General features: G+C 73.7%; 24 protein-coding genes and 1 riboswitch. Of the genes, 7 read left to right on the top strand and 17 right to left on the bottom strand.

From position 1 onward, the window contains the following. Positions 1-3 precede the first annotated feature (3 nt). Positions 4-492 carry a pentapeptide repeat-containing protein gene (locus ACFVSN_RS23570; RefSeq protein ID WP_387956522.1) on the bottom strand — a complete coding sequence of 163 codons (489 nt, stop codon included), beginning with the start codon at positions 490-492 and terminating at the stop codon, positions 4-6. A gap of 272 nt (positions 493-764) precedes the next feature. Here ACFVSN_RS23570 and ACFVSN_RS23565 point away from each other — a divergent pair, with 272 nt between their 5' ends. Next, positions 765-1,298 carry an NUDIX domain-containing protein gene (locus tag ACFVSN_RS23565; protein WP_387956521.1) on the top strand — a complete coding sequence of 178 codons (534 nt, stop codon included), beginning with the start codon at positions 765-767 and terminating at the stop codon, positions 1,296-1,298. 218 nt (positions 1,299-1,516) lie between these two features. Here the strand turns inward: ACFVSN_RS23565 and ACFVSN_RS23560 are convergent, their stop codons facing one another. Both ACFVSN_RS23560 and ACFVSN_RS23555 read right to left on the bottom strand, forming a co-directional pair. Next, positions 1,517-2,002 carry a hypothetical protein gene (locus tag ACFVSN_RS23560; protein WP_387589300.1) on the bottom strand — a complete coding sequence of 162 codons (486 nt, stop codon included), beginning with the start codon at positions 2,000-2,002 and terminating at the stop codon, positions 1,517-1,519. A 222-nt stretch (positions 2,003-2,224) separates the two neighbouring features. Next, positions 2,225-2,728: an ATP-binding protein gene (locus tag ACFVSN_RS23555; RefSeq protein WP_387956520.1), complete on the bottom strand. Its 504-nt coding sequence runs from the start codon at positions 2,726-2,728 to the stop codon at positions 2,225-2,227. A gap of 147 nt (positions 2,729-2,875) precedes the next feature. Here ACFVSN_RS23555 and ACFVSN_RS23550 point away from each other — a divergent pair, with 147 nt between their 5' ends. Continuing rightward, positions 2,876-4,204 (top strand): tetratricopeptide repeat protein, encoded by a 1,329-nt coding sequence (locus ACFVSN_RS23550; protein ID WP_380506448.1) that lies wholly within the window; start codon positions 2,876-2,878, stop codon positions 4,202-4,204. On the opposite strand, the gene ACFVSN_RS23545 is transcribed toward ACFVSN_RS23550, so the two are convergent. Next, positions 4,201-5,022 (bottom strand): alpha/beta hydrolase, encoded by an 822-nt coding sequence (locus ACFVSN_RS23545; protein WP_387589308.1) that lies wholly within the window; start codon positions 5,020-5,022, stop codon positions 4,201-4,203. The two genes, ACFVSN_RS23550 and ACFVSN_RS23545, sit on opposite strands and share 4 nt — an antisense overlap. A gap of 227 nt (positions 5,023-5,249) precedes the next feature. Between ACFVSN_RS23545 and ACFVSN_RS23540 the strand changes: the two genes are divergently transcribed. Then, a complete protein-coding gene (locus ACFVSN_RS23540) occupies positions 5,250-6,074 on the top strand; it encodes a helix-turn-helix domain-containing protein (protein WP_387956519.1) in 825 nt (274 codons plus the stop codon). A gap of 22 nt (positions 6,075-6,096) precedes the next feature. On the opposite strand, the gene ACFVSN_RS23535 is transcribed toward ACFVSN_RS23540, so the two are convergent. The 7 genes from ACFVSN_RS23535 to ACFVSN_RS23505 all read right to left on the bottom strand — a co-directional run bounded on the left by ACFVSN_RS23535 (position 6,097) and on the right by ACFVSN_RS23505 (position 13,164). Next, entirely contained in the window at positions 6,097-6,264 is a 168-nt protein-coding gene (locus ACFVSN_RS23535) for a hypothetical protein (RefSeq protein ID WP_380439421.1), read from the bottom strand. Between the two features lie 95 nt (positions 6,265-6,359). Further along, positions 6,360-7,193 carry an ECF transporter S component gene (locus tag ACFVSN_RS23530; protein ID WP_387956518.1) on the bottom strand — a complete coding sequence of 278 codons (834 nt, stop codon included), beginning with the start codon at positions 7,191-7,193 and terminating at the stop codon, positions 6,360-6,362. After that, positions 7,190-8,791 carry an ABC transporter ATP-binding protein gene (locus ACFVSN_RS23525; protein ID WP_387956517.1) on the bottom strand — a complete coding sequence of 534 codons (1,602 nt, stop codon included), beginning with the start codon at positions 8,789-8,791 and terminating at the stop codon, positions 7,190-7,192. Before ACFVSN_RS23525 ends, ACFVSN_RS23530 begins: the two co-directional genes overlap by 4 nt. Next, on the bottom strand, positions 8,788-9,879 hold the full coding sequence (locus tag ACFVSN_RS23520; protein WP_387956516.1) for a CbiQ family ECF transporter T component: 1,092 nt from the start codon (positions 9,877-9,879) through the stop codon (positions 8,788-8,790). The genes ACFVSN_RS23525 and ACFVSN_RS23520 overlap by 4 nt, the downstream gene beginning before the upstream one ends. Further along, on the bottom strand, positions 9,876-10,565 hold the full coding sequence (locus ACFVSN_RS23515; protein WP_387956571.1) for an SCO2322 family protein: 690 nt from the start codon (positions 10,563-10,565) through the stop codon (positions 9,876-9,878). The genes ACFVSN_RS23520 and ACFVSN_RS23515 overlap by 4 nt, the downstream gene beginning before the upstream one ends. Before the next feature lie 338 nt (positions 10,566-10,903). Next, positions 10,904-12,187, bottom strand: a complete 1,284-nt coding sequence (locus ACFVSN_RS23510) for a prenyltransferase/squalene oxidase repeat-containing protein (protein ID WP_387956515.1) — start codon at positions 12,185-12,187, stop codon at positions 10,904-10,906. A 158-nt stretch (positions 12,188-12,345) separates the two neighbouring features. Then, positions 12,346-12,430: riboswitch (cobalamin riboswitch) on the bottom strand. Between the two features lie 113 nt (positions 12,431-12,543). Then, positions 12,544-13,164 carry a TetR family transcriptional regulator gene (locus ACFVSN_RS23505; RefSeq protein ID WP_380439431.1) on the bottom strand — a complete coding sequence of 207 codons (621 nt, stop codon included), beginning with the start codon at positions 13,162-13,164 and terminating at the stop codon, positions 12,544-12,546. A gap of 242 nt (positions 13,165-13,406) precedes the next feature. Here ACFVSN_RS23505 and ACFVSN_RS23500 point away from each other — a divergent pair, with 242 nt between their 5' ends. The 3 genes from ACFVSN_RS23500 (at position 13,407) to ACFVSN_RS23490 (ending at position 16,630) form a co-directional block, all read left to right on the top strand. Further along, the gene (locus ACFVSN_RS23500) at positions 13,407-14,717 is read left to right on the top strand and encodes a glycosyltransferase family 4 protein (RefSeq protein ID WP_387956514.1); all 1,311 of its coding nucleotides are present in this window, start codon (positions 13,407-13,409) and stop codon (positions 14,715-14,717) included. Positions 14,718-14,837: 120 nt separating this feature from the next. Next, positions 14,838-15,572 carry a class I SAM-dependent methyltransferase gene (locus tag ACFVSN_RS23495; RefSeq protein ID WP_363656604.1) on the top strand — a complete coding sequence of 245 codons (735 nt, stop codon included), beginning with the start codon at positions 14,838-14,840 and terminating at the stop codon, positions 15,570-15,572. After that, the gene (locus ACFVSN_RS23490; protein ID WP_387956513.1) at positions 15,569-16,630 is read left to right on the top strand and encodes a prenyltransferase; all 1,062 of its coding nucleotides are present in this window, start codon (positions 15,569-15,571) and stop codon (positions 16,628-16,630) included. Before ACFVSN_RS23495 ends, ACFVSN_RS23490 begins: the two co-directional genes overlap by 4 nt. Before the next feature lie 72 nt (positions 16,631-16,702). Here the strand turns inward: ACFVSN_RS23490 and ACFVSN_RS23485 are convergent, their stop codons facing one another. The 4 genes from ACFVSN_RS23485 to ACFVSN_RS23470 form a co-directional block, all read right to left on the bottom strand. Continuing rightward, positions 16,703-17,626, bottom strand: coding sequence for a hypothetical protein (locus ACFVSN_RS23485; protein WP_380439437.1), 924 nt, complete (start codon positions 17,624-17,626; stop codon positions 16,703-16,705). A gap of 204 nt (positions 17,627-17,830) precedes the next feature. Beyond that, positions 17,831-18,826, bottom strand: coding sequence for an N-acetylmuramoyl-L-alanine amidase (locus ACFVSN_RS23480; RefSeq protein WP_387956512.1), 996 nt, complete (start codon positions 18,824-18,826; stop codon positions 17,831-17,833). A 7-nt stretch (positions 18,827-18,833) separates the two neighbouring features. Further along, positions 18,834-20,069 carry a hypothetical protein gene (locus tag ACFVSN_RS23475; RefSeq protein ID WP_387956511.1) on the bottom strand — a complete coding sequence of 412 codons (1,236 nt, stop codon included), beginning with the start codon at positions 20,067-20,069 and terminating at the stop codon, positions 18,834-18,836. Positions 20,070-20,195: 126 nt separating this feature from the next. After that, positions 20,196-20,855, bottom strand: coding sequence for a class I SAM-dependent methyltransferase (locus ACFVSN_RS23470; protein ID WP_380499679.1), 660 nt, complete (start codon positions 20,853-20,855; stop codon positions 20,196-20,198). Positions 20,856-21,025: 170 nt separating this feature from the next. On the opposite strand from ACFVSN_RS23470, the gene ACFVSN_RS23465 reads away from it, so the two are divergent. Continuing rightward, complete coding sequence (locus tag ACFVSN_RS23465; RefSeq protein ID WP_387956510.1) at positions 21,026-22,114, top strand: Zn-dependent alcohol dehydrogenase; 1,089 nt, start codon at positions 21,026-21,028, stop codon at positions 22,112-22,114. A gap of 60 nt (positions 22,115-22,174) precedes the next feature. Here the strand turns inward: ACFVSN_RS23465 and ACFVSN_RS23460 are convergent, their stop codons facing one another. Continuing rightward, complete coding sequence (locus ACFVSN_RS23460) at positions 22,175-22,345, bottom strand: hypothetical protein (protein WP_380443386.1); 171 nt, start codon at positions 22,343-22,345, stop codon at positions 22,175-22,177. A gap of 987 nt (positions 22,346-23,332) precedes the next feature. Continuing rightward, entirely contained in the window at positions 23,333-25,000 is a 1,668-nt protein-coding gene (locus ACFVSN_RS23455; RefSeq protein WP_387956509.1) for an ATP-binding cassette domain-containing protein, read from the bottom strand. Positions 25,001-25,715: the final 715 nt, after the last annotated feature.

Genomic DNA, 25,715 nt, shown 5'->3' with positions numbered 1-25,715 from the left:
CGTTCAGTCGTTGAAGACGGCGTTGGTGAGGTCGCACCCGGTGAACGTCGATTCGGTGAGCACACAGTGGGTGAAGGCGGCCGGGCCAGCTGCGCGGATCCTCTCGAACGTGGAGTAGTCGAGCTTGCAGTTGTCGAACAGCACGTTGTCGAGGGTGAGGTCGTTGAAGGTGCCGCCCATGATCTTGCAGTTCTTGAAGACGACGCGGGACAGCTTGCCGTCGGCCCACTGGAGATCGCCGAGATCGCAGCCGTCGAACTCGACCGAGTCGACTCGCACTTCGTCCATCCGCACGTAGGACGCGCGCGGGCTGGTGATTCGGCCTGTGATGAGGTGGGCGTGCGCCAGGTCGAGATCCCGCAGGCCGGCGTCGGCGTAGTTGAAGTCCTGGACGGTGCCCCGGCCGCTCTCCAGGGAGGTCACGTTGGACAGGTAGCCGTCGGCGAGATCGGGCAGGGCGATGCTGGTGCGGCCGAAGGTGCGGGTGGTCATTGCGCGCTCGCTCTCGAAGGAGCCGGGCCCGCGCCAGGCGTCGCGGGCCCGGCCACGGTGGTCTCCGTCCGGGACGGCAGCCGAGAGAGTGTGACGAGACGGGCCTGCCGCGCCACGCGGCAGGCCCGCACGTGGGAGGCCTTCGTTGCTCTCCTGGGTGCCTGACCGGCGGTGGGTTGGAGGATTTCGTCACCTTGACATAAATCTGTCGGGGCAGGTCTGCGGCCGGTTTGCGTCTGACATGCTGAAGGCCATCGAGAGGGGCCGCCGCGATGCAGTGGAAGATCCATGGGGAACGTCCGATCTACGAGAACCCATGGGTGAACCTGTGGCTGGCCGACGTCGAGCAGCCTGACGGACACTGGTGGGAGCATCATGTGGTCAAGCTGCGGCACCTTGCCGTGGCCGCCATCGTGAACGGTGAGAAGCAGGTCCTCATGATGTGGCGGCATCGCTTCATCACCGACACCTGGGCCTGGGAACTCCCGATGGGGCTGATCGAACCGGACGAAACCCCTGCGGAGGCGGCTGCTCGCGAAGCACTGGAGGAGACAGGCTGGAGGGTTGGCGAAGTCAAGCCGTTGATCTACGCCCAGCCGGCGAATGGGATCACCGACTCCGAGCACTTCGTCTTCCGGGCTGACGCCGTCGAGCACGTGGGTCCGCCGACCGAACACAACGAGTCCGACCGGATCGAGTGGATTCCCCTTTCTGAGCTGCGAGGGATGATCGACCGGCGCGAGATCGTCAGCAGCGGCACGCTGGTGGGCGTGTTGTACCTGCTGCTGGATGAGGCCAGCCTCTGATCAGCCGGCCGGCTCGGCGATGCGGCCTGAGCAACTGGCGGAACTCTCGGAGGTGCGCGACCACCCGGGAGGTTGGTCTTTTGCCTGGGCGCCCCGGCCGGGTGGCCGGGGCGCCCAGGGGGACCTGACCGGTGGTGCGTGGCTGGGCGACTTCGGCGGGCTCACTGGAACGCCTGGGCGTTGTGCAGGTTGTGATCTGGAGGGCAGCGTTCGGCGCCTCAGCCCTTCCTGGAGGCTCCCTTGGGCCATACGACGTCCACCGGGATCGCTGCGGCCTGTGCGCCTGCCACTGTGTCGGCCGTCCCACCCCGTCCGTTGCCCGGTTGACCGTCCCATACCGCTACCAGCCGGTCAGCGCGGCGAAGCAACTCGTTGCTTGCGGCCTCGTACGCCTCGCGGTCGGCTGTTGCGAACGGCATGACGATCACGTCGGTTGCCGCCTCGTACAGGCGGTCGAACTCGGCTGCGTAGTCGGGCTTGACCTTGGCCTTGCGGTAATCCGCGGACGGGATCACAGCGATCAGCAGGCCACCGAGCGACAAGACGACGTCGGCGAACAAGGCATCGGCGCCCTTGGCGATGCAGGACAGTCCGGTCAGCTGATCGCTCGGATACTCGGAGAGCAGGTCCAGGAGCGCATCGCGAACCGGCTGGATGCTGCCCGCGGTCAGGTCCATGTGCCCGGTCACTGCGATCACTGCCATGCCGTTCCCTTGGGTCCGTTCGCCAGTAGCTCGTGGATGCTAGCGCGGATGTCCCGTACGGCAGCGATCGTCAACGCCTGACTTGGCCAGCGCAGTTGACGCACAGCGGTGCCCCTCGGCTCGCCGAGGGGCACCGCAACAAGCGCCGTCGCTGGTACCGGTCGCGTGAGCTGTGGGACAGGAGGACGGACACTGTGCTCCTCTCTTCGGGGGGACCGGGCGTCAGCGGGCACGGAGATCGGCATGCACGGTCTTGCCGCAGGTGTCCAGCGCTGTGCCCCAGCACCCGGCGGTCAGCAGGTGGATCAGGGCGAGGCCTCGATGGCACTCGTCGTCGCTTCCGGCTTGGAGCAGCACGGGCACCGTGCGCGAGCCATCGCGGACGGAGATCCTGACTGTCTGGGGTGTGATCCTGCGGATCTTGACGAGCATGAATGTCAGGCAGCCGGTCTTGCAGGCGTTGCTGACCAACTCGGTGACGATCAGCTGGGCGTCGTCCGCCAGGTCGTCCAGCTCCCACTCCCGGAGCTTGCGTCGAACCAGCTTGCGAGCCGTGCAGGCAGACTCCGACCGGTACTTCAGGGAGGCCGTTGCCGGGCCGGGGATCTCGGTGCGTGCTGGAGCCGAGTCCCTCGCGGAGCCCGTCTGCGACATGGACTCGGAGCGGTCGGCTGTGGTGTCGAGAAGCCGCTGCTGCCGGATCCGGCCGTCGACTGAGCGGTGCACGGGAGCCTCCTCCGAGATGACTGATGAACAGTCAATGGCGGCTCGTGGCAAAGAACCAGGTCGGACCGGAGGACACATCACCGGACATCTCGGCGGGTAGCTTGTGTCTCCTGCCGCAGGATGGTGTCAGTGGCCTAGCGTGGATTCGTGGGGGTGCAAGATATGCCCGAATGCGCAGCGAACGGGACGTTCGTAGCCGCGCGGATCGAACGTGGCTGGCGTACGCAAGAGGACTTCGCCGATGCGTATAACGCCAAAGCCGTCACTCTGAACTCGAAGGCCAGGATCTCGGTTCGCCAGGTCAGGCGTTGGGAGTCCGGTCAGACCGCCTGGCCCAATCGGGATGCGCGGTACGTGCTGACCGAGATGTTCGATGCGCCTCTCGAACGACTTGGTTTCGTCCCGCTGCCGAGTAAGCCGATCCGGCTCGGGACGGCTACCGGCTCGAAGTCAGACGTGGAGGAGCCAATGCTTCACCGCAGCTTCATGAGTGGTCCGCTCGCCACGCCCTTGCTCGATCTCGCAGCCCTGGAGCACCTCACCGCGGCCGCTTGCAATGCCTACCGATTTGCTGACCACGAACTTGTGGGCCACCTTCGGGATGCTCTGGACGACACCGCTCGTACGGATCTGCGCGTGGGGTCGCATCGGGCGTTGCCCGCAGCACTGGGAATCCTGTCTGCCACCAGTACCACTGCCCGCGACGCCAGGCCGGCTATCCGTCGTGAGCTTCTTGTCCTCGGGGCCAGGGCGGCGGAGTTCGCGGCGTGGCTGCACCACGACGCGGGCGCTCCTGACCAGGTCGTTGCCTATTGGCACAACCAGGCCAAGGAATGGGCGACCTTCACCAATGATGAAGCCATGCATGCCTACGTGCTGATGCGGCAGGCCCAGATCCTCGGGCGCCACGATGCCGCGCGCATGCTCGACCTTGCCAGGGCCGCGACGAGCGGGCCGTCGAAGCTGCCGGCCCGCGCGCATGCCGAAGCGCTCCAGCAGCAGGCGCGGGGAATGGCGATGACCGGTGCCCACCCCGATCAGATCGCCCGGGTACTGGACCAAGCGCACGCCGCCCTCGACCGGGCCGACCGACCAGCGGAGCCTCCATCGTGTACGGGGCCGCTCGGCGACGGATACACGCGGGAACGGCTCCTCATCCAGACGGCGATCCGACTACGGGAAGCCGGACGCCCCGTTGAAGCCATCGCAGCGTTCCAGGCGCATCTCACCGCCGAGGCGTTCGCTCCACGTGACCGTGCTCACTACAGCGCGTTCTTGGCCGGTGCTCTTGCCGATCTCGGGGAACCTGACGAAGCTGCCGCAGTCGCCCTGAAAGCGCTGCGTGTTGCTACGGATGTTCGCTCCCGGCAAGCCATCGGCGCACTTCACGGCACTGCGAAGACCCTGTTTCCGTACCGACAGAGACCACAGGTACGGGAACTCCACGAGCGACTGGTGATCCTGGCGGCCGGCTAGGAAGAGAGGAAGGCAGTCACCTTGGCGATCACGTCTCGCTGCCAAGCCTGTGATTGCGGGTCGGCGTATGCGGGATCGTCATGGACTGCGAAGCCGTGCTGCGCGCCGTCGAGTTCATACAACTCGGCTCCCGAGCCGTTCCGGAACAAGGGGGCGTACTGGCGTGACAACTGCACATCCACGAAGGTGTCTTTTGTCCCGTGGACGATGAGTACCGGGCAATGAACGCCGGCGCAGACGGCTTCCGGCGCCGGCAGGAGAAACATCTCATTGAGCAGTGCCCGGCCGGTCTCGAACGGCTGTCGCGGCAAAGCTCCGGTTTGATCGAGCTGCGCGGCGCGATCCGGCGAGAGGTAGTTCCCTGACCAGCCGGCTCGCTCGGTGATGAACCTGTCCTTGTAGTCGATTCGCGGGTTCAACAGCACCAGTCGCTCGACCTCCCCCGGGTACTGGCCGGCGTGCATGGCGGCAGCGCCACCTGAGAACGATGCTGCGATGACGTGAACTGGGCGCGGCCGCTTGGCGACTTCGGCGAGGTGATCGCTTGCGGCGCGAATGTCGTTGGCCACTCCGGCGATCGTGAGATCTGCCGGACGCCCGCCGCTGGCGCCGTGGGCCCGCAGGTCGAACCGCAGGCAGGTCACTCCGGTCGCGGCCAGGCCGGCTGCCAGTCGGCCGAAGAACCCGCCCTCCTCGCGGGTGACACCGGCTCCGTGAATGAGAACGGCCAGGGCGGTAGGTGACGTCGGGGAGGGGGTGACCGTGCCGAACAGCGCTGTGCCGTCCAACGACCGGAACGCAGTCTCGTAGTCAGTCATGCGTTGAAGGTAGCAACCTGTGGCGAGTGTCACTCGCGATCTATGTGCGCCGGGGGCTGTGCGCCTGCGCCGTCCGAATGGGTGACGTGGATCGGAGTTTGACGGCTAGTCACGAAGCTACGGTGACTATTGCGGCGTGAGTGCTTCGAGCGGAGCGCGCGCACATAGTGAGCCCCGGCGGTGCTGACAACACCCCGGGGTATGGCACCTGGAGCTAAGGACTCCCAATGCAGATTCATCGTATCCCCAAGCACGCCCCCGGCTACACGATTCTCGACAACGGGCATGTCGTCCGTAAGCACTCGCTGAGTTGGGCGGCGCGTGGGCTGCTCAGTTACCTGCTCAGCCTGCCGGACGGCGCTCGTGAAGATGTTCGGACGCTGGCGGCGAAGAGCGTTGAGGGGCGCACGACGGTGGCGCGGGCTCTCCGTGAGCTGGAGGCGGCCGGGCACTACGTCCGGCGCACTCAGCGGGATCCGCTGACGGGGCAGGTTCGGACGGCTGTTTCGGTGCATGAAGTGCCGGTGGCGGGCAAGGCCGTTCACGCGCTGCCGCCGCTTCCCGTGTCTCCGGCCGCCGGGTGTCCTGGAGCTGGGGAGCCAGGCGGCGGAAAGACGGGAAACCCTTCCGTGAAGGTAAGGAAGTTGACGGAGAAGGATGCCGGAAGGCCGTCCGTCCCTCCCGCTCGGCCCCAGCGCCTGACCGACGGCATGGCGCTGCTGCTCGAACTGGGCCGCCGCGAGCCCCGTATGGCCCTCGCGGGCAGGCCGTTGGCGGACCAGGCCGCCATGGTGGAGGGGCTCCTGGCAGGCGGCTGGACGCCGGATGAGCTGACGAGCGTACTGTCCGCCCCGCTGCCGGACCGGATCGCCCGGAGCGTCGGCGCGATCCTCGCCGCCCGCCTGTTGGCCGTTCCGCCCGTCCCGCGCCCTCGGCCAGCCGTGGTCGGCTCGGAACCGGGGACGCGGCACCACGAGTGCCCCGGCCGGGACGGCCTGTGCGGTCGGCCGGTTCGTGAGGCGCGCAGTCTGTGCGTGTCGTGCCGAGAGTAGGACCCGTCTCAGCAGGGTGCTATCAGTCGTCGGGCCATTCGATGCCGTCCGGGCCGGTCGACGATCCGGCCTTGACCGGGTTGCCGACCCAGGCGTTGGCGTTGCCGGCCGTGGCGGGCGTGGTGACCAGGAGCGCCCCGAGTGCTGCCAGTGCGGCGGCCGCGAGCACCCTGCCGATCGTGTGGGTCATGCCGGTTTCCCCTTCCCCGTGGGACGGCCGGTCGATGGACGCGGCCGTCCGTCAGTGTGCAACGTGGTTGTGGGGCAGGGCAATTGATTAGGCCGTTACTCGGCCGGCGGGTGGAAGGTCACCGGGGCCGCGAAGGCGGCGCGGCGGGTGGTGCGGCGGAGGGCCCGCAGGACGGGGGTGCCGAGGGTGAGGCACAGGGTGACGGTGAGGGCGGCGCGGGGGAGGTCCCAGCCGAGGGACGTCGTCAGGCAGTAGGCGGCGAAGCGGACCAGGTTGGCGGGGAGCGGGTCGCCGGGGACGAAGGAGATGGAGCTGGAGAGGCCGCCGATGTACGGCCAGCCCTGCAGGTTCATGATCGTGCCGTAGAGGATGGACGAGAGAGCGCCGTAGGCGGCGAGAAGGGCGAGTTCGCGGCGGCCGCGCAGGGTCGCGGCGCCGGGGAGGAGGCCCGCGCCCAGGCAGACCCAGCCCATCGCGAGCATCTGGAACGGCAGCCATGGGCCGACGCCGCCGGTCAGCAGGGCGGAGGCGAACATCGACAGCGAGCCGAGGACGAAGCCGAAGCCCGGGCCGAGGACGCGGCCGGAGAGCACCATCAGGAAGAACATCGGCTCCAGGCCGGCCGTACCTGCGCCGAGCGGGCGCAGCGCGGCGCCTGCCGCGGCGAGGACGCCCAGCAGCGCGACGGACTTGGCGTCCAGGCCTGGAGCGCCCCCGCCCGCCGACCGGCCCTCGCTGATCTGCGCGATCACGACGGCCAACAGCAACGGCAGCAGGAGGGCGAACAGCCAAGGGGCGTCGGCGGAGTGGCCGACCAGGGCGGACTTGGTCGAGGCGAGCAGCGGCCAGCCGAAGGCCGTCACGCCGACGAGGGAGGTGAGGGTCAGGGCCGTGACGGAGCGGCGGCCGAGGGGGACGGGACGGGTCATGCTTCCAGCGCCTCCGCCACCTGGTGGACGGTGAGCCACGGTCCAGGGGCCAGCACCTTGGCGACCTGCGGGGCGAACGCGGGGGAGGAGACGACGATCTCGGCCGTCGGGCCGTCCGCGACGATCTCGCCCTCGGCCAGGATGACCGTGCGGTGGGCGAGTTCGGCGGCCAGCTCGACGTCGTGGGTGGCCAGCAGCACGGCGTGGCCCTCGGCGGCGAGGCCGCGCAGGATCTCCACCAGCCGGGCCTTGGCCGCGTAGTCGAGGCCGCGGGTGGGCTCGTCGAGCAGGAGCAGCGGGGGCCGGGCGGTGAGGACGACGGCCAGGGCGAGCGTGAGTCGCTGGCCTTCGGACAGGTCGCGCGGGTGGGCGGTGTCGGCGATGCCGGGCAGCAGGCGTTCGACCAGCGCGCGGCACGTGCCTGCGGGGGCGCTCGCATCGGTGTCGGCCGCCGCGCACTCGGCGGTGACGCTCTCGCCGTAGAGCAGGTCGCGCGGGTCTTGCGGGACGAGGCCGACCTGGCGGATCAGGTCGGCGGGCCTGGTGCGGTGCGGGGTGCGGTCGCCCACCCGGACGGTGCCGGAGGCGGGGGCGTGCAGGCCGACGAGGCTGCCCAGCAGGGTCGACTTGCCGGCGCCGTTGCGGCCCATCAGCGCGGTGATCTCGCCGGGGCGGAGGGCGAGGTCCACGCCGCGCAGGGCGTGCACGGGGCCGCGTCGGACGGCGAGGCGGTCGGCGGCTGCCAGCGGGGAGCCGTCGGGGGAGGGCGCGGCGGCCGGACGGTGTCCGTCGAGGCGCTCGCGCAGCCCGGCGGCCTTGCGGCGGGCGTCGCGTACGGACAGCGGCAGCGGCCGCCAGCCCGCGAGCCGTCCGAGGCCGACCACCGGCGGGTGCACCGGCGAGTGCGCCATCACGTCGGCCGGTTCGCCGAGGACGGGCGCGGCGCCCGGGGTGAGCAGCAGCACCTGGTCGGCGTACTGGACGACGCGCTCCAGCCGGTGCTCGGCCATCAGGACGGTCGTGCCGAGGTCGTGCACGAGCCGCTGCAGCACGGCCAGCACCTCCTCGGCCGCGCCCGGGTCGAGCGCCGAGGTCGGCTCGTCCAGGACCAGCACGCGCGGGTGGACGGTGAGCACGGAGCCGATCGCGACGCGCTGCTGCTGGCCGCCGGAGAGCGAGCCGAGGGCGCGGTCGCGCAGGTCGGCGAGGCCGAGCAGGTCGAGCGTCTCCTCGACGCGGCGGCGCATGACGTCGGCCGGCAGGCCCAGGGACTCCATGCCGTAGGCGAGTTCGTCCTCGACGGTGTCGGTGACGAAGTGCGCGACCGGGTCCTGCCCCACCGTGCCCACCAGGTCGGCCAGGTCGCGTGGGCGGTGGGTGCGGGTGTCCCGGCCGCCGACGGTGACCCGGCCGTGCAGGGTGCCGCCGGTGAAGTGCGGGACGAGCCCGCTGACGGTGCCCAGGAGGGTGGACTTGCCGGAGCCCGACGGGCCCACCAGCAGGCAGAGTTCGCCCTCGGGGACGGTCAGGTCGACGCCGTTCAAGGCCGGCGCGGGAGCGTCCGCGTACTGGACGGAGACCTGCTCGAAGGTGATCACGAAGCCCTCCGGGGCGGGGTCGGGGTGGCGAACGCCGGTACCAGGCCCAGGAGCGCGGCGAGGACGGCGGCCGCCGGCAGCACGGGGACGCTCGGCGGCACGACGGTGGGCGCGAAGGCGGCGGGATCGCGGGTGGAGAGGTAGACGGTGAGCGCGGCGACGGCGACGCCCGAACCGGCGGTGAGCCACTCCGGGAGCGCCCAGGGGTCCGGCCGGTAGCGCGTCCTGACGGACCGCCTGTTGCCGAGGAGCAGTCCGGCGAACGCCGCGGCCAGGCCGATCAGCAGGACGGGGAGCGCCCAGCCGGCGCCCCCGGCGGTCAGCAGGCCGTACGCGGCCAGGCAGACGCCCAGCAGCCCGGCCAGGGTGAGCGCGGCCGTCGCCCGCGCGAGGCGTCGCGGGACGTCGGCGGTGCGGCCGAAGCCGCGGGTGTCCATCGCGGCGGCCAGCGCCACCGAACGCTCCAACGCGCCCTCCAGGACGGGCAGTCCGACGCTCAGCACGGCGGCGACGCCCTTGTCCGTCCGGCCGCGCAGGCGGCGGGCGGCGCGCAGCCGCCGGACGTCGGCGACCAGGTTCGGCGCGAACGTCATCGCCACGACGACGGCCACCCCCGCCTCGTACAGCGCGCCGGGCAGGGCGCGCAGGAGGCGGGCCGGGCTGGCGAGCGCGTTCGCGGCGCCGACGCACACCAGGAGCGTGGCCAGGCGCAGCCCGTCGTAGAGCGCGGCCAGCAGGCCTTCGAGGGTGACCCGGCCGCCGATCCGCACCCCCTGCGCCCAGGCGGGCAGGGGCACTTCGGGCAGCGTGAACAGCACGTGCGTCCCGGGGATCGGCGAGCCCAGCAGCATGGCGAACAGCAGCCGGATGCCGAGGACGAACAGGCCGAGCCGCAGGAACGCGCCGTACGACCGCGACCAGGGCGCGTCACCGCGCCGGGCCGCGACGACGTAGCCGGCGACGGCGGCGAGCAGCAGCAGGATCGCCGGGTTGGTGGTGCGGGTGGCCGCGGCGCCCAGGCCGAGCGCCCACAACCACCAGGCGCCGGGGTGCAGTTGACGGGAGACGTGCACGGAAAGGGACCTCATCGGGGACGGCGGCGGCGCGACTGCCAGACGGCACCGGCCGCGAGGGCGGCGACGAGGACTCCGCCGGCGATCAGGCCGAGGTCCGGGCCGCTGCCGTCGTCCTTGGCCGTTGCCTTGCTGTCCGTCTTCGCACCGGCGCCGACCTGGTCGGCGCAACCGGCCTTCGGGTAGCCGGCGATGGCGCAGAGCAGGCCGTTTGTGTCGTACCGCAGCGGCGGCGCGACGGCGGCGAGCACCTCGGCGGACGTCGCGTTGGCGGCGACGGTGGCGCAGGCGGTGCGCTGCTCGGGCGGCTGCTCGGCGGAGGCGGCATCGTCGGCCGTGCCGAAGTCGAGGACGACGGCCACGCGCTTGCGGCCCTGCTGCGGGGGCGTGCTCGCGCAGAGGGCGGCGAAGTCGGCGCCGGCGCGGGGCTGCGCGGCGTTCTGCCCGCCGTCCGGGCTGATGGCGAACCGCCACCCGTCGACGCTCCCGTCCGCCGGCACGTGGACCGACGGACCCTGTTGCTGGTAGGCCCAGCCGCCGTCGGCACCCTTCCAGAACGACCAGTACCGGTACCCGGCCGCCTCGGCGGGCACGGCGGAACCGGCGACGAGGAGCACGGTGAGCAGGCCGGTGAGGAGCGCGGCGAGGCGGCCGGTGGGTTGCCTGGCGGCGGTGTGGCCGTGGGCGGTGGGGCCGGCCAGGCGGTTGGCGAGTTGCCTGGCGGGGGTGGTGGTGGGGCCGGCCAGGCGGCTGGCGAGTCGGCCGGCAGGGGTGGTGGGAGCGTCGGCGCGCCCGAGGCGGTTGCCGGGCGCGGCGGCACGGGAGCGGTCGCTCGCTGCCGTGAGCCCGACCGGGGTGCCCGGCGCAGACGAGGCTCCCCGGACCGCCGTGCGGGCACGCCCGGTCGCCGTCGGGCGTCGCGTGCGGGCAGCGGGCGCGGGCGCCGGGCCCGACGCGCTGCCCTCGAACGACGGGCTCCAGCCGGGCCCGCCCGCCGCCGGGAGCCCGGAGGCTCCGGCGGCGTGGCGGGGGTTGGACGTCACAGCTTCGGGGCGCGCTTGCGCTGGAGGCTCAGGATGAGGCCGCCGCCGACGCCGATGAGCAGGCCGACGCCGATCAGCCAGTACTGGGAGATGCCGCCGTCCTTCTTCTTCTCGGCGGCGGGCGCGGCGGAAGCGGGAGCAGCAGGGGCGGAAGCCGTCGCCTTCGGCACCGGGCCGAGCGTGGTGAGCTGCTGCACCAGCGCGGCCGTGTCCCGCTGGGCGGCCTGGGCGACCAGGAGCAGCGTCGCGGCGGCGCCCGCGTCGGTGCCGCCCTTCGTCCAGGCGGCGCCGTTCTGGGTCAGCCAGTCCACCGCGCCGGCGGCCTGCTGCGGGTGGCCGCTCTGGGTGAGGCCGAGGGCGGCCCAGGCCGTGGCGGTGTAGTCGGGGGTGGGCGTGGCGCCGGGCATGGTGAGGGTGAGGTGGTTGCCGCCCGCGCCGAGCTGCGCGGTGAGGTACGCCCCGGCGGCCTCCGCCGAGTCGGCGTGCGCGACGGGGGAGGCCGGGGTGGCGGGGGTGGCGGTGGCGCCGTCCTGGCAGGTCAGCGGCTTGGGCGCGGCGTCGGAGCGGACGCCGGCGGTGACCGGGAGCCGGCCGCCGGCCGCGGCGAGCGAGGCCTGGGCGGTGGCGAGCGCGTTGGGCGCGAGGGCGCCGGAGGCGGCGTCGGGCTGGAAGGCGAAGGCGCCGCGCTGGTCGGCGGGGGCGGCGCAGCCGAGCTGGAAGCGGGCGAGCCCGTCGAAGGCGTTCTTGCCGTCCTTGGCGACGCCCGCCGGGTCGGTCCTGGCGGCGAAGAGGGCGTTGACGGCGAGGCCGGTGGAGTTGGCGTCGCCGGGGTTGCCGGGGTTGTAGGCCCAGCTGCCGTCGGCGTTCTGGACGGTCTTGAGCCACTGGACGCCCTTGTCGACGGCGTCCTGGTGCCCGCCGAGCGCGACGAGGGCCTGGACGGCGACGGCGGTGGCGTTGCTGTCCTCGGTCTTGGCGTCGCAGGCCGCGCCGGCGGCCCGGTAGGACGGCCAGCCGCCGTCCTCGCACTGCTGTCCGGTCAGCCAGGCGACCGCCTGGTCGGCCGGGGTCACCTTGGCCGCCGCGAGCGCGGTGAGCGCGAGGGACTGGCGCCACACCCCGTCGTACGTCGGGTCGCCCTTGCCGTACAGGCCCTCGGGGGCAGCGGGGGCAGCGGGGGCCGACGGGGAGGGGGTGTCGGCGAGGGCCGGTGCGGCGGCGGCGCCGGTGAGCAGCGCGGCGGACAGGGCGGCGGCGCCCAGGCGGGCGGCGGTGAGCATGGTGGAGGTGTGCCTTTCGGTGAGCGGGGCGGGCCCGGCGGGGCCCTTCCGTAGTCCTCGACGGTGCCGGACGGGTGCGTCCGGCCCTCGGGTCGTGTCCCTCGGATCAGGTCGGAGGGCTGATCCGACGGACACGTCCTGGCCGCTCGCCCCTCCCCGGGCGCTCCGGCTCGGCCGGTACTCACGCGCGGGAGCACGGCCTCACGGTTGCGGGGTCAGCGCCGGACTCGCACCGGCTTCCCCCGGGAGAGGGACGGGATGAAGTTTTTGCTGCCTGTTGACTCTAGCCGCCGGCGCCGCCCGCCGGACCGCGGCGAGCAGGAACACGTTCCAGTAAGCGGGGGCGAGCGGAGACCTCACGGCAGCGTGAGCAGCCGCGCCGCCGTGTGCAGGTCGGCCCGGACCTCGGCGATCGAGGAGCGGCCGGAGAGCCAGGAGACCAGCGCCGAGTGCCAGGTGTGCTCGATCACCCGGACGGCCGCGCGCTGGCTCTCGCTCGGTGGCCCGGACTGGCCGATCGCGTCCAGGATGAGCTGTCCGGTCGCGGAGCTCACCTGGTCCACCTCGGCCCCGACCGAGCGGTCCGCGAAGGACAGCGCCCGCACCATGGCCTCCGCCAGGAGCGGTTCGCGCTGGAGCGCGTGGAAGGCCCGGGTGAGCGTGTCGGCCACCCGCGGCGCCGGTTCGTCGTCGGTCGGCGGGTGGCGCCGGATGTGCTCCTGGAGGCTCTGCAGCTGTTCGAGCATGACCGCGACCAGCAGGTGGACCTTGGACGGGAAGTACCGGTAGAGCGTGCCGAGGGCGACCTCGGCGCTCTCCGCGACCTCCCGCATCTGCACCGCCTCGTACCCGCCGCGCGCGGCCAGGGCGGTGGCGGCCCGCAGGATCCGCCGCCGGCGCTCGGCCTGGCGGGCGGTCAGCGGCGGCTCCCCGGCCGGCGGGGCGGCGGGGCTCGCGGACGTGCTCGGCGACGACAAGGGGTGCTCCCGGGGGCGCGTGGGTGGCGGCGCGCCGCACGGGGGCGGCGCACCGTCGACCCGGGGTCGGCCGGGTCGGCGTGGCGGGAATCACCAGCCCTGGCTCCGGAGGGAAAGCTACGGGCCGGTATCTTCGAGGTCTCTCATTGTTCACATGGTCGATGACGAGTTCCACAGCCACTGAAACCTGATCTACTTTAGCGACCGGCAGCACAGATAGCAGCTAGAGAAGAGGGCCCAGGATGACCGCGCAGCCGCTGCGGATTGCCCTGCTGTCGTACCGCGGCGACCCGTTCTGCGGTGGCCAGGGCGTCTACGTGCGTCACCTGTCCCGCGAGCTGGCCAGGCTCGGCCACCACGTGGACGTGATCGGCGCCCAGCCGTACGCCGTCCTGGACGAGGTCGAGGGGCCGGGGTCGGTGCGCCTCGTCGAGCTGCCCAGCCTGGACCTGTACCGCGCGGACGACCCGTTCCGCACGCCCGGGCGCGGCGAGTTCCGCGGGCCGGTGGACGTGCTGGAGTTCGCCACGATGCGCACCGGCGGCTTCCCCGAGCCGCTGACGTTCTCGCTGCGCGCCCGGCAGTACCTGGCCCGGCACAAGGGCCGCTACGACGTCGTGCACGACAACCAGACCCTCGGCTACGGCCTGCTCGGGCTGGCCCGGCACGGCTTCCCGCTGGTCACCACGATCCACCACCCGATCACCGTCGACCGGCGCCTGGAGCTGGACGCGGCCACCACCCGGATGCGCCGGCTGTCGCTGCGCCGCTGGTACGCCTTCACCCGGATGCAGCGCCGCGTCGCCACCCGGCTGGACCACGTGATCACCGTCTCCGGCAGCTCGAAGCGGGAGATCGCCGAGCACCTGGGCGCCGCGCCCGGCGCCGTCTCGGTGGTGCCGATCGGCGCCGACACCCGGCTGTGGTCCCCGTCGGCGGAGGTCGCGCGGGTGCCCGGGCGGATCGTCACGACCTCCAGCGCGGACGTCCCGCTCAAGGGCCTGGTGTACCTGGTCGAGGCGCTGGCCAAGGTCCGCACCGAGCGGCCCGCGCACCTGGTCGTGGTCGGCAAGCCGCAGAAGGAGGACGGCCCGGTCACCGAGGCGGTCCGCCGCTTCGGGCTGGAGGAGCACATCGAGTTCCGCAGCGGGCTGACCGACCCGGAGCTGGTCGACCTGTACCGCTCGGCCGAGGTGGCCTGCGTGCCGTCGCTGTACGAGGGCTTCTCGCTGCCCGCCGCCGAGGCGATGGCCACCAGCACGCCGCTGGTGGCGACCACCGGCGGCGCGATCCCCGAGGTGGCCGGGCCGGACGGGGAGACCTGCTTGGCCGTGCCGCCGGGGGACGCGGACGCGCTGGCCGGCGCGCTCGGCCGGCTGCTGGACGACCCGGAGCTGCGCGAGCGGCTCGGGGCGGCCGGCCGCGAGCGGGTGCTGGCCCGGTTCACCTGGGAGCGGGCCGCCGAACTGACCGCCGACGCCTACCGCGCGGCGATCGCCACCGGGGTCGGCGCGCGGGCCCGCTCCGGGCCGGGCTGGCGGTACGTGCCCTGAGTCCGGGCCGGTCCGCGGCGCCGACCGGCGTGCGGGAGATCTGGTGAAGCGTCAAACGCGCTTGATGGCAAGACGCTTGGTAGCAAGACGCTTGGTAGCAAAAGGAATGGGAGCCCTGCAGTGCTGACCGTCGATTTCTCGCGCTTCCCGCTCGCCCCCGGCGACCGGGTGCTCGACCTGGGCTGCGGCGGGGGCCGGCACGCGTTCGAGTGCTACCGCCGCGGTGCCAACGTGATCGCCCTCGACCAGAACGCCGAGGAGATCGCCGAGGTCAAGAAGTGGTTCGCCGCGATGGAGCAGGCCGGCGAGGCCCCCGAGGGCGCGTCGGCGACCGCGATGGAGGGCAACGCGCTGGCGCTGCCGTTCGAGGACGAGTACTTCGACAAGATCATCATCTCCGAGGTGATGGAGCACATACCCGATGACAAGGGCGTGCTCAACGAGATGTTCCGGGTCCTCAAGCCCGGCGGCCTGCTCGCCGTCACCGTGCCGCGCTGGCTGCCCGAGAAGATCTGCTGGGCGCTGTCCGACGAGTACCACGAGGTCGAGGGCGGCCACATCCGCATCTACCGCGGCGACGAACTGCTCGGCAAGCTCAAGGACGCCGGCCTGGAGCCCTACGGCACCCACCACGCGCACGCGCTGCACTCGCCGTACTGGTGGATCAAGTGCGCCGTCGGCGTGGACAACGACAAGGCGCTGCCCGTCAAGGCCTACCACCAGCTGCTGGTCTGGGACATCGTCGGCACCCCGGTGATCAGCACGCTCACCAAGGCCGCCGAGAAGGCCCTCAACCCGGTCATCGGCAAGAGCTTCGTCGCCTACGCCTCCAAGCCGCGGCGGGCCGGCGCATGACCGCCGCCGTCCCCGAGGTGCTGCTGCTCGACGGGGTGCTCGACGCCGAGCAGGCCGCCGGCACCGTCCGCAGCATCCTCGCCGAGCAGTGCCCCGACGGCGCCATACCGTGGTTCACCGGCCACCACCTCGACCCGTGGGACCACACCGAGGCCGCGATGGCCCTCGACACCGCGGGCGAGCACGCCGCCGCCGAGGCCGCCTACCGCTGGCTCGCCGCCCACCAGAACCCGGACGGCTCCTGGTACGCGGCCTACACGGACGGCGAGGTCTCCAACCGGGCCAAGGAGACCAACTTCTGCGCCTACGTCGCCGTCGGGGTCTGGCACCACCACCTCAGCACCGGCGACGACGCGTTCCTGGAGTGGATCTGGCCGGTGGTCCGCCGCGCCCTGGACTTCATCGTCCGGCTGCGGCTGCCCGGTGGCCCGATCTCCTGGCGCCTCGACGAGGACGGCACCGCGACCGACGAGGCGCTGCTCACCGGCTCGTCCAGCATCCTGCACGCGCTGCGCTGCGGGCTGGCCGTCGCCGAGTACCTGGAGGAGCCGCAGCCCGACTGGGAGCTCGCGGCCGGCCGGCTGCGGCACGCCGTCGCCCGCCACCCCGAGCGGTTCCTCGACAAGGACCGCTTCTCGATGGACTGGTACTACCCGGTGCTCGGCACCGCGCTGCGCGGCGAGGCGGCGCTGGCCAGGATCGAGCGCGACTGGGACCGCTTCGTCGTCCCCGGCCTCGGCGTGCGCTGCGTCAGCGACCGTCCGTGGGTGACCGGCGGCGAGAGCGCCGAACTCGCCCTCGCGCTCTGGGCGATCGGCGAGTCCGACCGCGCCGTGGACATCCTGCGCTGGATCCAGAAGCACCTGCGGCACGAGGACGGCTCCTACTGGACCGGGTACGTGTTCGAGGACGACGCCATCTGGCCCGAGGAGCGCACCACCTGGACGGCCGGCGCGCTGCTGCTCGCCGTCGCCGCGCTCGGCGGCGACCCGGCGACGGTCGCGGTGTTCGGCGGGGACGACCTGCCGGAGGGACTGGTGGTCCAGGACTGCTGCTGAGGCGGCCGGGCCGGGACACGCGGAAGGGGCGGGACCACGAGGTGGTCCCGCCCCTTCCGGCTGCGTGGCGGTTCAGCCGCGCTGGATGCCCGAGGTGTCGGCCAGCACGCCCTGGGTGCCGTCCTGGAGCTGGGCGACCAGCGCGGTGCCGCGCTGCTCGACCGCCAGGTACCAGGTGCCGGGGACCAGCTCGCCGATCGGCGCGCCGACCGGGTTGTCCTTCGGCGCCAGCGCGCGCGGGGCCGGGACGGCGAACCAGAACGGCGCGAAGTCGGCCGCCGGGGCCGGCTGCGGGGCCGGGGCCGGCTGCGCGGCGACCGGGGCCGGGGTGATGTCCTGCGGGCCGGGCTGGCCGGCCTGGCCGGGCGCACCCGGGGCCGGGTAGCCGTAGCCGCCGGGCTGGGCGCCGTACGCCGGGGCCTGGTTCGGGTCCTGGCCCTGCACCGGGTAGCCGTACTGGCCGGGCTGGGGCTGACCGGGCTGACCGGGCTGGCCCGGCATCGGGTAGCCGCCCTGGTACGGGACGGCCGGACGGTCGGTCACCAGCGGCGCCTTCAGCGCGGGCACCAGCGGAGCGGCCGCGGCGGCGCCGGCGAGCACGATCAGCGAGATGAGGCCGAGCCAGGCGCCGAAGCCGTGGCTGACGCTCGGACCGGTGCCGGCGCCGCCCAGCGCCCAGACGGACGTCCAGAGCGCGGCCACCGCGAAGGCGATGCCCCACTGGTCCAGCCGCAGGCCGAGGACCTGACGGTTGGCCGCGGCCGGGCCCTGGAACCGCTGCACCAGGATCAGCGCGGCGGCGGCGATGCCCAGCAGGTAGATCGACGGCAGGACGGGGAACAGCGCGGTGCTCCAGGCGTTCTGCGACGTGTCGATGTTCCCGCAGTACGCCCCGGAGCAGTTCCAGCTCAGGTAGGGCAGGAAGGAGGCGATGAAGAGCAGGACGGCCGCGCCTGCGACGGCGGCGTCTCCCCTGGTGAGAGCGCGCAGATTCACTTACGTTCCCCTCGTTGACGGTTCGTGGACGGCGGTCCGCCCGGTCGCGCCGACCGGCCGGGAACCCCCGAACGGACCAGAAGCCTAGGGCCAACCGCCCCACCGGCGCACAGCGGGGACCGGGAACGGGGCGAATTCGTTGCAAACGGCGCAGCCCGAGCGCCCCGGGAGCGTGGCCCGGGCGCCGCGGGAGCGCCGCCGGATTCAGCCCCGCGAGGTCAGATACGCCGTCAGCGCGTCGGCGATCCCCTCGGCCGCCTTCTGGCGCCACTGAGGGTCCGTCATCCGCTTCGCGTCCGCCGGGTTGCGCATGTTACCGCACTCGATGAACACCTTGGGGACCGTCGAGAGGTTGAGGCCGCCCAGGTCGGAGCGGGTGTCCAGGCCGTTCTCGGCGATGTAGTCGGCGAACGGCTCGCCGGTCGCGGCGTGGAACCGCTCGCGCAGCAGCAGGCCGAGCCGGTGCGACGGTTCGACGATCGCCGAGTTGTCCGCCTTCCCGGCGACCACCTTGGCGGGCATGATCACGTGGAACCCGCTGCCGCTCGCCGGAGCGCCGTCCGCGTGCACCGAGAGGGCCACGTCGGCGTGGGCGTCGGCGGCGGCCCTGGCGCGCTCGTCGATGCACGGGCCCCACGGGCGGTCGCCGTCCTGGGTGAACGCCACGGTCGCGCCGCGGGCGGTGAGGATCGCGCGGGCGCGGCGGGAGACGTCCAGGGTGTAGTCGGCCTCGGTGTAGCCGGCGTCGGTCTCGGTGCCGGTGGTGTCGCACTCCTTGCGGGCGTTGCCGATGTCGACCTGACGGTTGATCTCGGTGGTGTGCGAGGAGTTGCCGGGGTTGTGGCCGGGGTCGAGCAGGATCGTGCGGCCGGTGAGGGCGGTCGAGGCGGCGGTCCCGGGGGTGGGAGCGTCCGACGGGGTGGCGGGTGGTGCGGCGGGTGGCGTGGCGGCGCTCGGGGTGCCCCCGGGCGCCGGGGTGGCGGCCGTCGAGGGCGCGGCGGCCGTCGACGGCGGTGCCGCCCCGGGCGCGGCGCTCGCGACAGCCGTGCCGGTGGCGGCCGTCGCGCCGGCGGGCGCGTCGTGGCTGACGGCCTGCCAGCCGAACCAGCCCGCGAGGCAGAGCGGTACGGCCGCGCCGACCACCGTCGTGGTGCGCAGCAGGGCGGAGCGGCGGGGAGGGCGGTTCGTCGGGCCGGTCACGAGCGGTTCAGATCCTGTCCTGGGTCCGTGCGGTGAGGCCGAACGCGTCGGCGATCGGCTTCCACTTTCCGACGAAGTCCTTCTTCGCCTGCGTCGCCTGGGGGTTGAACTCGTCGGCGTGCTTCTTGTCGGCGGTGGTCGGGGCGGTGCCGGAGCAGCCCTGGCCGGCCACCGAGCGCGCCCAGGCCGCGTACGCCCGGTCGATGTCGGCCGACAGCTGCCAGGCCGACTTCAGCGACTGGATGGCGTCCGCGCCGCCCGGGACGTCCGAGGCGCTCAAGGCGCCCAGCTTGCGCAGCAGTTCGTCGCGCTGCTTGGCGCCGTTGTCGAACACCTGCGCCGCGTCGGCGATGTCGGGCTTGGCCGGGCAGCTGCTGACCTTCGCCACCGCGCTGCCGATCGGGGCCTTCGCGCTCTCGCCCTGGGTGAGCAGGTCGTCCAGCGCGCCGGCCTGGGCCTTGGCGTTCGGCCCGGCGGTGGTCGCGGACGGGCTGGGCGTCGCGCCCGCCGAGGCCGGGTCGGTCGCGGCGGCGCTCGGGTCGCCGGCCGAACCGCTGGGTGCCGGGGCCGGCTGCGGGGTGCCGGACGCTCCCGGGTCGGTGGCCGTGGCGGCCGGGGCGGGCGCGGCCTGGTCCTTCTTGCCGTTGTCCTTGACCGCCATCAGCAGGCCGCCGCCGACCGCCAGCACCAGGAGCAGCGCGAAGCCGATCAGCAGGGGCGCCTTGCGGTTGGTGGGGCGCTCCCCGTCGTCGTCCAGGTCCTCGTAGCCGGCCGGGTGGTCCGGCTGGGCCGGGTAGCCGGGCCGCGGCGGGTACTGGTAGCCGGGGCCGGGGTACGGGCCGGGCGCTTGCGCGGCCGCCTGGGCGCTCGCCTGGGCGCTCGCGTGGGCCGGGAACGGCGACGCGGGAGGGACGGGCGGGGGCGGCGGCGCGGCGGACGGGAACGCGGGCGCCGTCGGCGCGTCGTAGCCCGGGGCCGTCGCCAGGTACGGGCGGGCGCCCAGCGGCGGGCCCTGGTCGCCGACCCCGCCCGGGCCGGGCGGCGGGGCCATGGGGCGCGCGGGAGGTGCGGGAGGTGCGGGAGGCGCCTGGGGCGCGGCGTCGGCGGGCTGCTGCGGCTGGTTCGGCTGGGGCCGGCCGGGCTGCTGGGGGGCGGGCTGCTGGGGGCCGCGGACCCAGCCGCCGGCGCCGCCGCGGGCGGTGGGGTCCCAGACCGCCGGAGCGGTGTTGTTCTGGTCCGTCATGTGCCGCTAGCCCCCACCATCCGCCGTCGCTCTGTCCGGTGCCGCCGTGTCCCGCTGCCGCTCGCTGCCTGCTGCGGCGCGGCCACCGTACCCTCCGGACCCCCGCCCGGCGGCTCCGGCACGACGTTAGAGCATCGGTGCACGCCTGCGCAGCACGCGCAGCGAACCGGTGACGGAGACCTCCTCGAAGCCCTCCGCGAGCGCCCGCAGGTACACCCGGTAGGGCGCCTGGCCGCCGTCCGCCGGGTCCGGGAAGACGTCGTGCACCACCAGCAGGCCCTCCGGGGCGAGGTGCGGCACCCAGCCCTCGTAGTCGCCGGTCGCGTGCTCGTCGGTGTGCCCGCCGTCGATGAACACCAGGCCGACCGGACGGCCCCACAGCGCCGCGATCCGCGGCGACCGGCCGACCAGCGCCACCACGTGCTCCTCCAGCCCGGCCGCGTGCAGCGTCCGGCGGAACGCCGGCAGCGTGTCCATCAGCCCGACCTCGGGGTCCACGAGCGTCGGGTCGTGGTACTCCCAGCCCGGCTGCTGCTCCTCCGACCCCCGGTGGTGGTCCACCGTCAGCGCGACCGTCCCGGTCTCCCGGGCCGCCGCCGCCAGCAGGACCGCCGAGCGCCCGCAGTACGTCCCGATCTCCAGCACCGGCAACCCGGTGCGCCGCGCCGCCGTGACCGCGGCCGCGTACAGCGCGAGGCCCTCGTCGACCGGCATGAACCCGGTGGCCGCCTCGAACGCCGCCACCACCTCGTCCGCCGGACGGACGCTCTCCAGCAGGTCGGACATGGGGCGACTCCTCGCGACGGGGTGGGTTCCGGGTACTCCGGTCGGACCCTACTCGACGGTACGTCCGCGCTTCCTCCCGGGACCGCCGCTGGAACGTGTTCTAGTCGCCGCCCCGCGCCCGTGCCAGAATCGGCCCGACCATGGATCCGAGGCACACCGGGAGCAGCCCCATGCGCGCAGCCGTTCTGCACAAGACCGGGCAGGACACGCTCGACGTCCGCGAGGACGTGACGGCGGTCGGGTTCGGGCCCGGCACGGTCAGGGTCCGGATGCGCGCGGCCAGCCTGTGCCACTCCGACCTCTCCGCGATGAACGGCGTGCTGCCCCAGCCGGCGCCGTTCGTGCCCGGCCACGAGGGCGCGGGCGACGTCGTCGAGGTCGGCGAGGGCGTGCGGTCGGTCGCGCCCGGCGACCGCGTCGTCCTGTGCTGGATGGCACCCTGCGGGCGCTGCGCGCACTGCGAGCGCGGCCGCGGCCACCTCTGCGTCGCGAGCCTGCGGCGCCTCGGCGCGCCCGGGTTCCGCTTCGAGGAGGGCGGCGCCGCGGTCGACGCGTCCGGGTTCTACGGCACCGGCTCGTTCGCCGAGGAGGTCGTCGTCGCCGAGGACGCCGTGATCAAGGTCCCCGCCGACCTCCCGTACGAGGCCGCCGCGCTCATCGGCTGCGGCGTCACCACCGGCGTCGGCGCCGCCGTCAACACCGCGCGCGTCGAGCCCGGCGCCTCGGTGGCCGTGATCGGGGCGGGCGGCGTCGGCGTGGCGACCGTCCAGGGCGCCCGGGTCTGCGGCGCGGGCCGGATCACCGTCGTCGACCCCGTGGTCTCGCGGCGCGAACGGGCACTGGCCTTCGGCGCCACCGACGCCATCGCCCCGGAGGACCTCAAGGCGACCGCCAAGGGCCTGCCCGGCGGCGGCTACGACTACGTCTTCGAGGCGGTCGGCCGCTCGGCCACCGTCCGCGCCGCGTACGACGCCACCCGGCGCGGCGGCGCGGTCGTCGTGATCGGCGCCGGGGCGCAGGACGACCTCGCGCAGTTCACCATGGGCGAGCTGTTCTTCAACGAGAAGCGCCTGCTGCCCTCGCTCTACGGCGGGGCGCCCGTGCCGTCCACGATCGCGCTGGTCGTCGACCTGTGGCGGGCCGGGCGGATCGACCTCGACGGCATGGTGACGCACCGGGTCGCGCTCTCCGACGTCAACGACGCGATCGCCCAGATGCGCAGCGGCGAGGCCCTGCGGACGGTCGTCACCCTGGACTGAGCGCGCGGAGGGCCCGCCGGGAGCTCTTCCCGGCGGGCCCTCCGTCAGCCCTGGTTCTCGTCAGCCCTGGTTCGCAGCGCGGTGGCGGCCGTGCGCGCCGGCCTCGGGGCTGTCGTCGGCGGAGGACAGGCCGCGGTGGCGGCCGTGCGACGCGGTGTCCTCGGCCGTGATCTCGTCGGCGTCGGTCCCGTTGGTCGCGGGGCCGGTGGTGTCGGTGAGGGTGTCGGACATCAGAATCGTCTTTTCCGTGCGGAGCTTGCAGATGCATCGGCGCCCCGCCCGGCACTGTGAATGCGCGGTCGGGCCCCCGTTTCGGGCGCAGGAACCGCGCCACAGCCGGTGATCGCGGCCCGTGCCCCGGCCACCATAACGGCCGCGGCGCCCGAGATCCTATCGAGATCCTGACACCCCACCCCGCCAGCGCCCACCCCGCCCGGCGCCGTCCCGGCTTGGCCCCGCCGAGACCCTGACCGCCTCCGGCCCGGCAGCGCCCACCCCGCACGGCGCCGTCCTCGCCGAGACCCTGACCACCTCCGGCCCGCCAGCGCCCACCCCGCACGGCGCCGTCCCGGCCTGGCCCCGCCGAGACCCTGACCACCTCCACCCCGGCAGCACCCACCCCGCCCGGCGCTGCCCCTGCCTGGCCCCGCTGAGACCCTGACCGCCTCCGGCCCGGCAGCACCCACCCCGCCCGGCGCCGTCCCCGCTTGGCCCCGCCGAGACCCTGACCGCCTCCGGCCCGCCAGCACCCACCCCGCCCGGCGCTGCCCCTGCCTGGCCCCGCCGAGACCCTGACCGCCTCCGGCCCGCCAGCACCCACCCCGCCCGGCGCCGCCCCCGCTTGGCCCCGCCGAGACCCTGACCGCCTCCGGCCCGCCAGCACCCACCCCGCCCGGCGCCGCCCGCCTCCGACCGGTGGCTGCCCCTGCGCTGCCCTGCCCCGGCTACGGGAGATCCTGATCCCACGCCCGGCAGCGCACAGCCCGCCGGCGCCCGCCTCGTGCAGCGCCCTCCGCCCCCAGCCACTGGCCGCCTGCGTGGGAAGTCGGCGACATCGGCGTCCTGTGCCCGGCCTGCGGTGGAGGGGTGTTGGCCGCCCCGCGCCCCGGCCCGCGCCCCGGGCCTCCTGCGCGAGAAGTCGGGCCCGCCGACCTTCCGCGTCGCATCCCGTGGATCCGCTGGCCGGAGCGCAGGTGTTGGCTTGCGCGGGCGGCTTCTTCATGGCGCGTGCCCGGTGTGCGATGCGCTGTTGTTGCGCGGTGTGGAGTCCAGCCAGTGGCCGACCAGTTCCCGGTAGAGCGGCGACAGGACCTGGAGGTCTCCATGTCTCGCGAGCGTGCCGCGGCCGCCGTCCAGGAGGAGGACGCGGTCCGCGCGCAGGGCGGAGCTGATCCGGTGCGCCACGACGACGAGTGTTCCCGGTCGGGCGGCGAAGGCCCGTTCGGCCTGGTCCTCGGCGGTGGCGTCCAGGTGGCAGGTCGCCTCGTCGAGCACGATGACCGGGGCGGGGGAGAGGTACGTCCGGACGAGCGCGAGCAACTGCCGCTCGCCGGCGGAGAGTGCGGCGGGGTCGGTGAGGACGGCGTCCGTTCCGCCGAGCCGCGTGACGAGTTCACCGGCGCCCACAACCTCGATGGCACGGGTGAGTTGGGCGTCGGTGGCATCCGGCGCGAGCCACGTCAGGTTCTCGCGCAGCGGGCCGGGGAAGACGTACGCCTCCTGTGGCAGCAACGCGACCACCCGGGTGCGATCGCCCGGCGAGAGGTGTTCCCCACCGATGGTGAGATCGCCGGAGGTGGGTGTGAGCAATCCGGCGAGCAACCCGGCCAGCGTGGACTTGCCGGCTCCGCTCGGGCCCACGACGGCGACGTGCTCCCCCGCGCCGATCGTCACGTCGAGCCCGTCGAGGACCGGTTCGGCGGTGGGGGCGTGCGCGTAGCGAAGAGCGGTGAGGCGCAGGCTCGTGTCACGGGCGGTCGCGCCTCCCGCCGTCGACCGGGTGGTCGGGGCGTCGGCGACGGAAGCCGTCGCCAGGCGGTCCAGCACGACCGCGAGGCCGAGCAGCCAGCCGCCGACCGTACCGGCCAACGTCCGCACCGCCGGGTCGAGCTGCTGGAGCAGGTACGTGGCGACGCCGAGCAGTTCGCCGGCCGTGAGCACGTCATGCGCGAGCAGCCACGGCGCTGCCGTGAGCACGACGAGCACCGGCAACCGCCCGCCGAGCGCGACCACGAGCGCGCGCAGGGCGGACGCCCGGCCCAGCGCGCGGGAGGCGGCGGCACTCGTCCCGGCCGCCTCGGCCAGTGCGGAGGCCACCTGCGTCTGCGTACCGGTGGCCTGTACGTCGCGCAGGCCGTGCAGGGCGCGGCCCGCCTCGGCGGCGAACCGTTCCTCCGCCAGCACGACCGCCCGGCGGCGTTCCACCAGCGGCCGCAGTAGGCGGGCGAAGAGCAGCCCGGCGGCCAGGAGCGGCAGCAGGACGAGCGGCAGGACGGCGGGCGCGAGCAGCGCCAGGCCGATCAGGGCGGCGGCCAGGGTGATTCCGACGCCGCGCAGGGTGCGGAGCAGGGTGGCGGTCAACTGTCGTGCGGACTCGACCTGTTCGGTGAGCCGAGCGACCTCGGCGGCGTCGGCGACGGGCCGGGCGAGCGCGCTCCGGACCACCCGCGTGACGAGCGCGTCCCGCAACGGCTCGACGACCGCCGCGAGGTGCGGGAACCCGGCCCGCGCCGCGAACGCCCGCAGAACCGCGGCCGCGCCGAACCCGGCCAGCCAGGCCACCCCGGCCCCGGGCCGCCCGGCGAGGAAGCCGCGGTCCACGGCGGCCGACACGAGCAGCCCGGAGAGCAACGGCGGCAGGGCCTCGACCACGGACCAGGCGAGCAACCGCAGTAGCGGTCGCCGTGTGGTGGCGAACTGCCGAAGGAGGAGCGCCCACCCGGGCGAGGTGGCGGTGGGAGTGGAAAGTCGGCGCCGCCGACTTCCTGCGCGGCGGTGGTGGGCGGCCGTGGGCGTCCGGGGCGGCTGCGGTGGCGGTGACGGTGACGGTGACGGTGACGCGAGAAGTCGGCGGGCCCGACTTCTCGCGCCGGGCGCCTTGGCACGCGAGGACCGGCGGTGGGCTCCGCGCCCTGAGTAAGCGGAGGCAGGAGCCGTCTGCACGGAAAGTCGGCCGAGCCGACTTCCTGCGTCGCCGGGTTGCGCGACAGCGCCTGCGGCGGCCGATGTCGAGCCGTGCGCGGGAAGTCGGCCTACTCGACTTCCTGTGTCCGCGGTGTCCGGTCCCAGGTCGTGTGTGAGAAGTCGATCGGGCCGACTTTCGGTGTCCGCGGTGTCCGGCCCCGGGTCTGGCGCGGGAAGTCGATCCGGCCGACTTTCCATGCGGGCGTCGCGGAGCTGGTGGCCCGCGCCGGGCCCAGGGTGCTGCACAAGAAGTCGGTCGGGCTGACTTTCCACGCCGGTGGCGCCCGTTCCCGGGTCGTGTGTGAGAAGTCGGTCGGGCCGACTTTCGGTGCCCGAGGTGTTCGGCCCTGGGTCGTGCGCGGGAAATCGGTCGGCCCGATCTTCGCTGTCCGAGGCGTTCGGCCCGAGGCCTGGCGTG

Source organism: Kitasatospora sp. NPDC057904 (genome assembly GCF_042887925.1).
Classification (GTDB): Bacteria; Actinomycetota; Actinomycetes; order Streptomycetales; family Streptomycetaceae; genus Kitasatospora.
This window is presented reverse-complemented; position numbering and strand designations above follow the sequence as displayed.

Excerpts from the sequence above, each read along its gene's own strand:
- ACFVSN_RS23570 (WP_387956522.1), bottom strand. The coding sequence starts at position 492 with ATGACCACCCGCACCTTCGGCCGCACCAGCATCGCCCTGCCCGATCTC.
- ACFVSN_RS23565 (WP_387956521.1), top strand. The coding sequence starts at position 765 with ATGCAGTGGAAGATCCATGGGGAACGTCCGATCTACGAGAACCCATGG.
- ACFVSN_RS23560 (WP_387589300.1), bottom strand. The coding sequence starts at position 2,002 with ATGGCAGTGATCGCAGTGACCGGGCACATGGACCTGACCGCGGGCAGC.
- ACFVSN_RS23545 (WP_387589308.1), bottom strand. The coding sequence starts at position 5,022 with ATGACTGACTACGAGACTGCGTTCCGGTCGTTGGACGGCACAGCGCTG.
- ACFVSN_RS23540 (WP_387956519.1), top strand. The coding sequence starts at position 5,250 with ATGCAGATTCATCGTATCCCCAAGCACGCCCCCGGCTACACGATTCTC.
- ACFVSN_RS23535 (WP_380439421.1), bottom strand. The coding sequence starts at position 6,264 with ATGACCCACACGATCGGCAGGGTGCTCGCGGCCGCCGCACTGGCAGCA.
- ACFVSN_RS23530 (WP_387956518.1), bottom strand. The coding sequence starts at position 7,193 with ATGACCCGTCCCGTCCCCCTCGGCCGCCGCTCCGTCACGGCCCTGACC.
- ACFVSN_RS23520 (WP_387956516.1), bottom strand. The coding sequence starts at position 9,879 with ATGAGGTCCCTTTCCGTGCACGTCTCCCGTCAACTGCACCCCGGCGCC.
- ACFVSN_RS23510 (WP_387956515.1), bottom strand. The coding sequence starts at position 12,187 with ATGCTCACCGCCGCCCGCCTGGGCGCCGCCGCCCTGTCCGCCGCGCTG.
- ACFVSN_RS23500 (WP_387956514.1), top strand. The coding sequence starts at position 13,407 with ATGACCGCGCAGCCGCTGCGGATTGCCCTGCTGTCGTACCGCGGCGAC.
- ACFVSN_RS23490 (WP_387956513.1), top strand. The coding sequence starts at position 15,569 with ATGACCGCCGCCGTCCCCGAGGTGCTGCTGCTCGACGGGGTGCTCGAC.
- ACFVSN_RS23475 (WP_387956511.1), bottom strand. The coding sequence starts at position 20,069 with ATGACGGACCAGAACAACACCGCTCCGGCGGTCTGGGACCCCACCGCC.
- ACFVSN_RS23470 (WP_380499679.1), bottom strand. The coding sequence starts at position 20,855 with ATGTCCGACCTGCTGGAGAGCGTCCGTCCGGCGGACGAGGTGGTGGCG.
- ACFVSN_RS23465 (WP_387956510.1), top strand. The coding sequence starts at position 21,026 with ATGCGCGCAGCCGTTCTGCACAAGACCGGGCAGGACACGCTCGACGTC.
- ACFVSN_RS23460 (WP_380443386.1), bottom strand. The coding sequence starts at position 22,345 with ATGTCCGACACCCTCACCGACACCACCGGCCCCGCGACCAACGGGACC.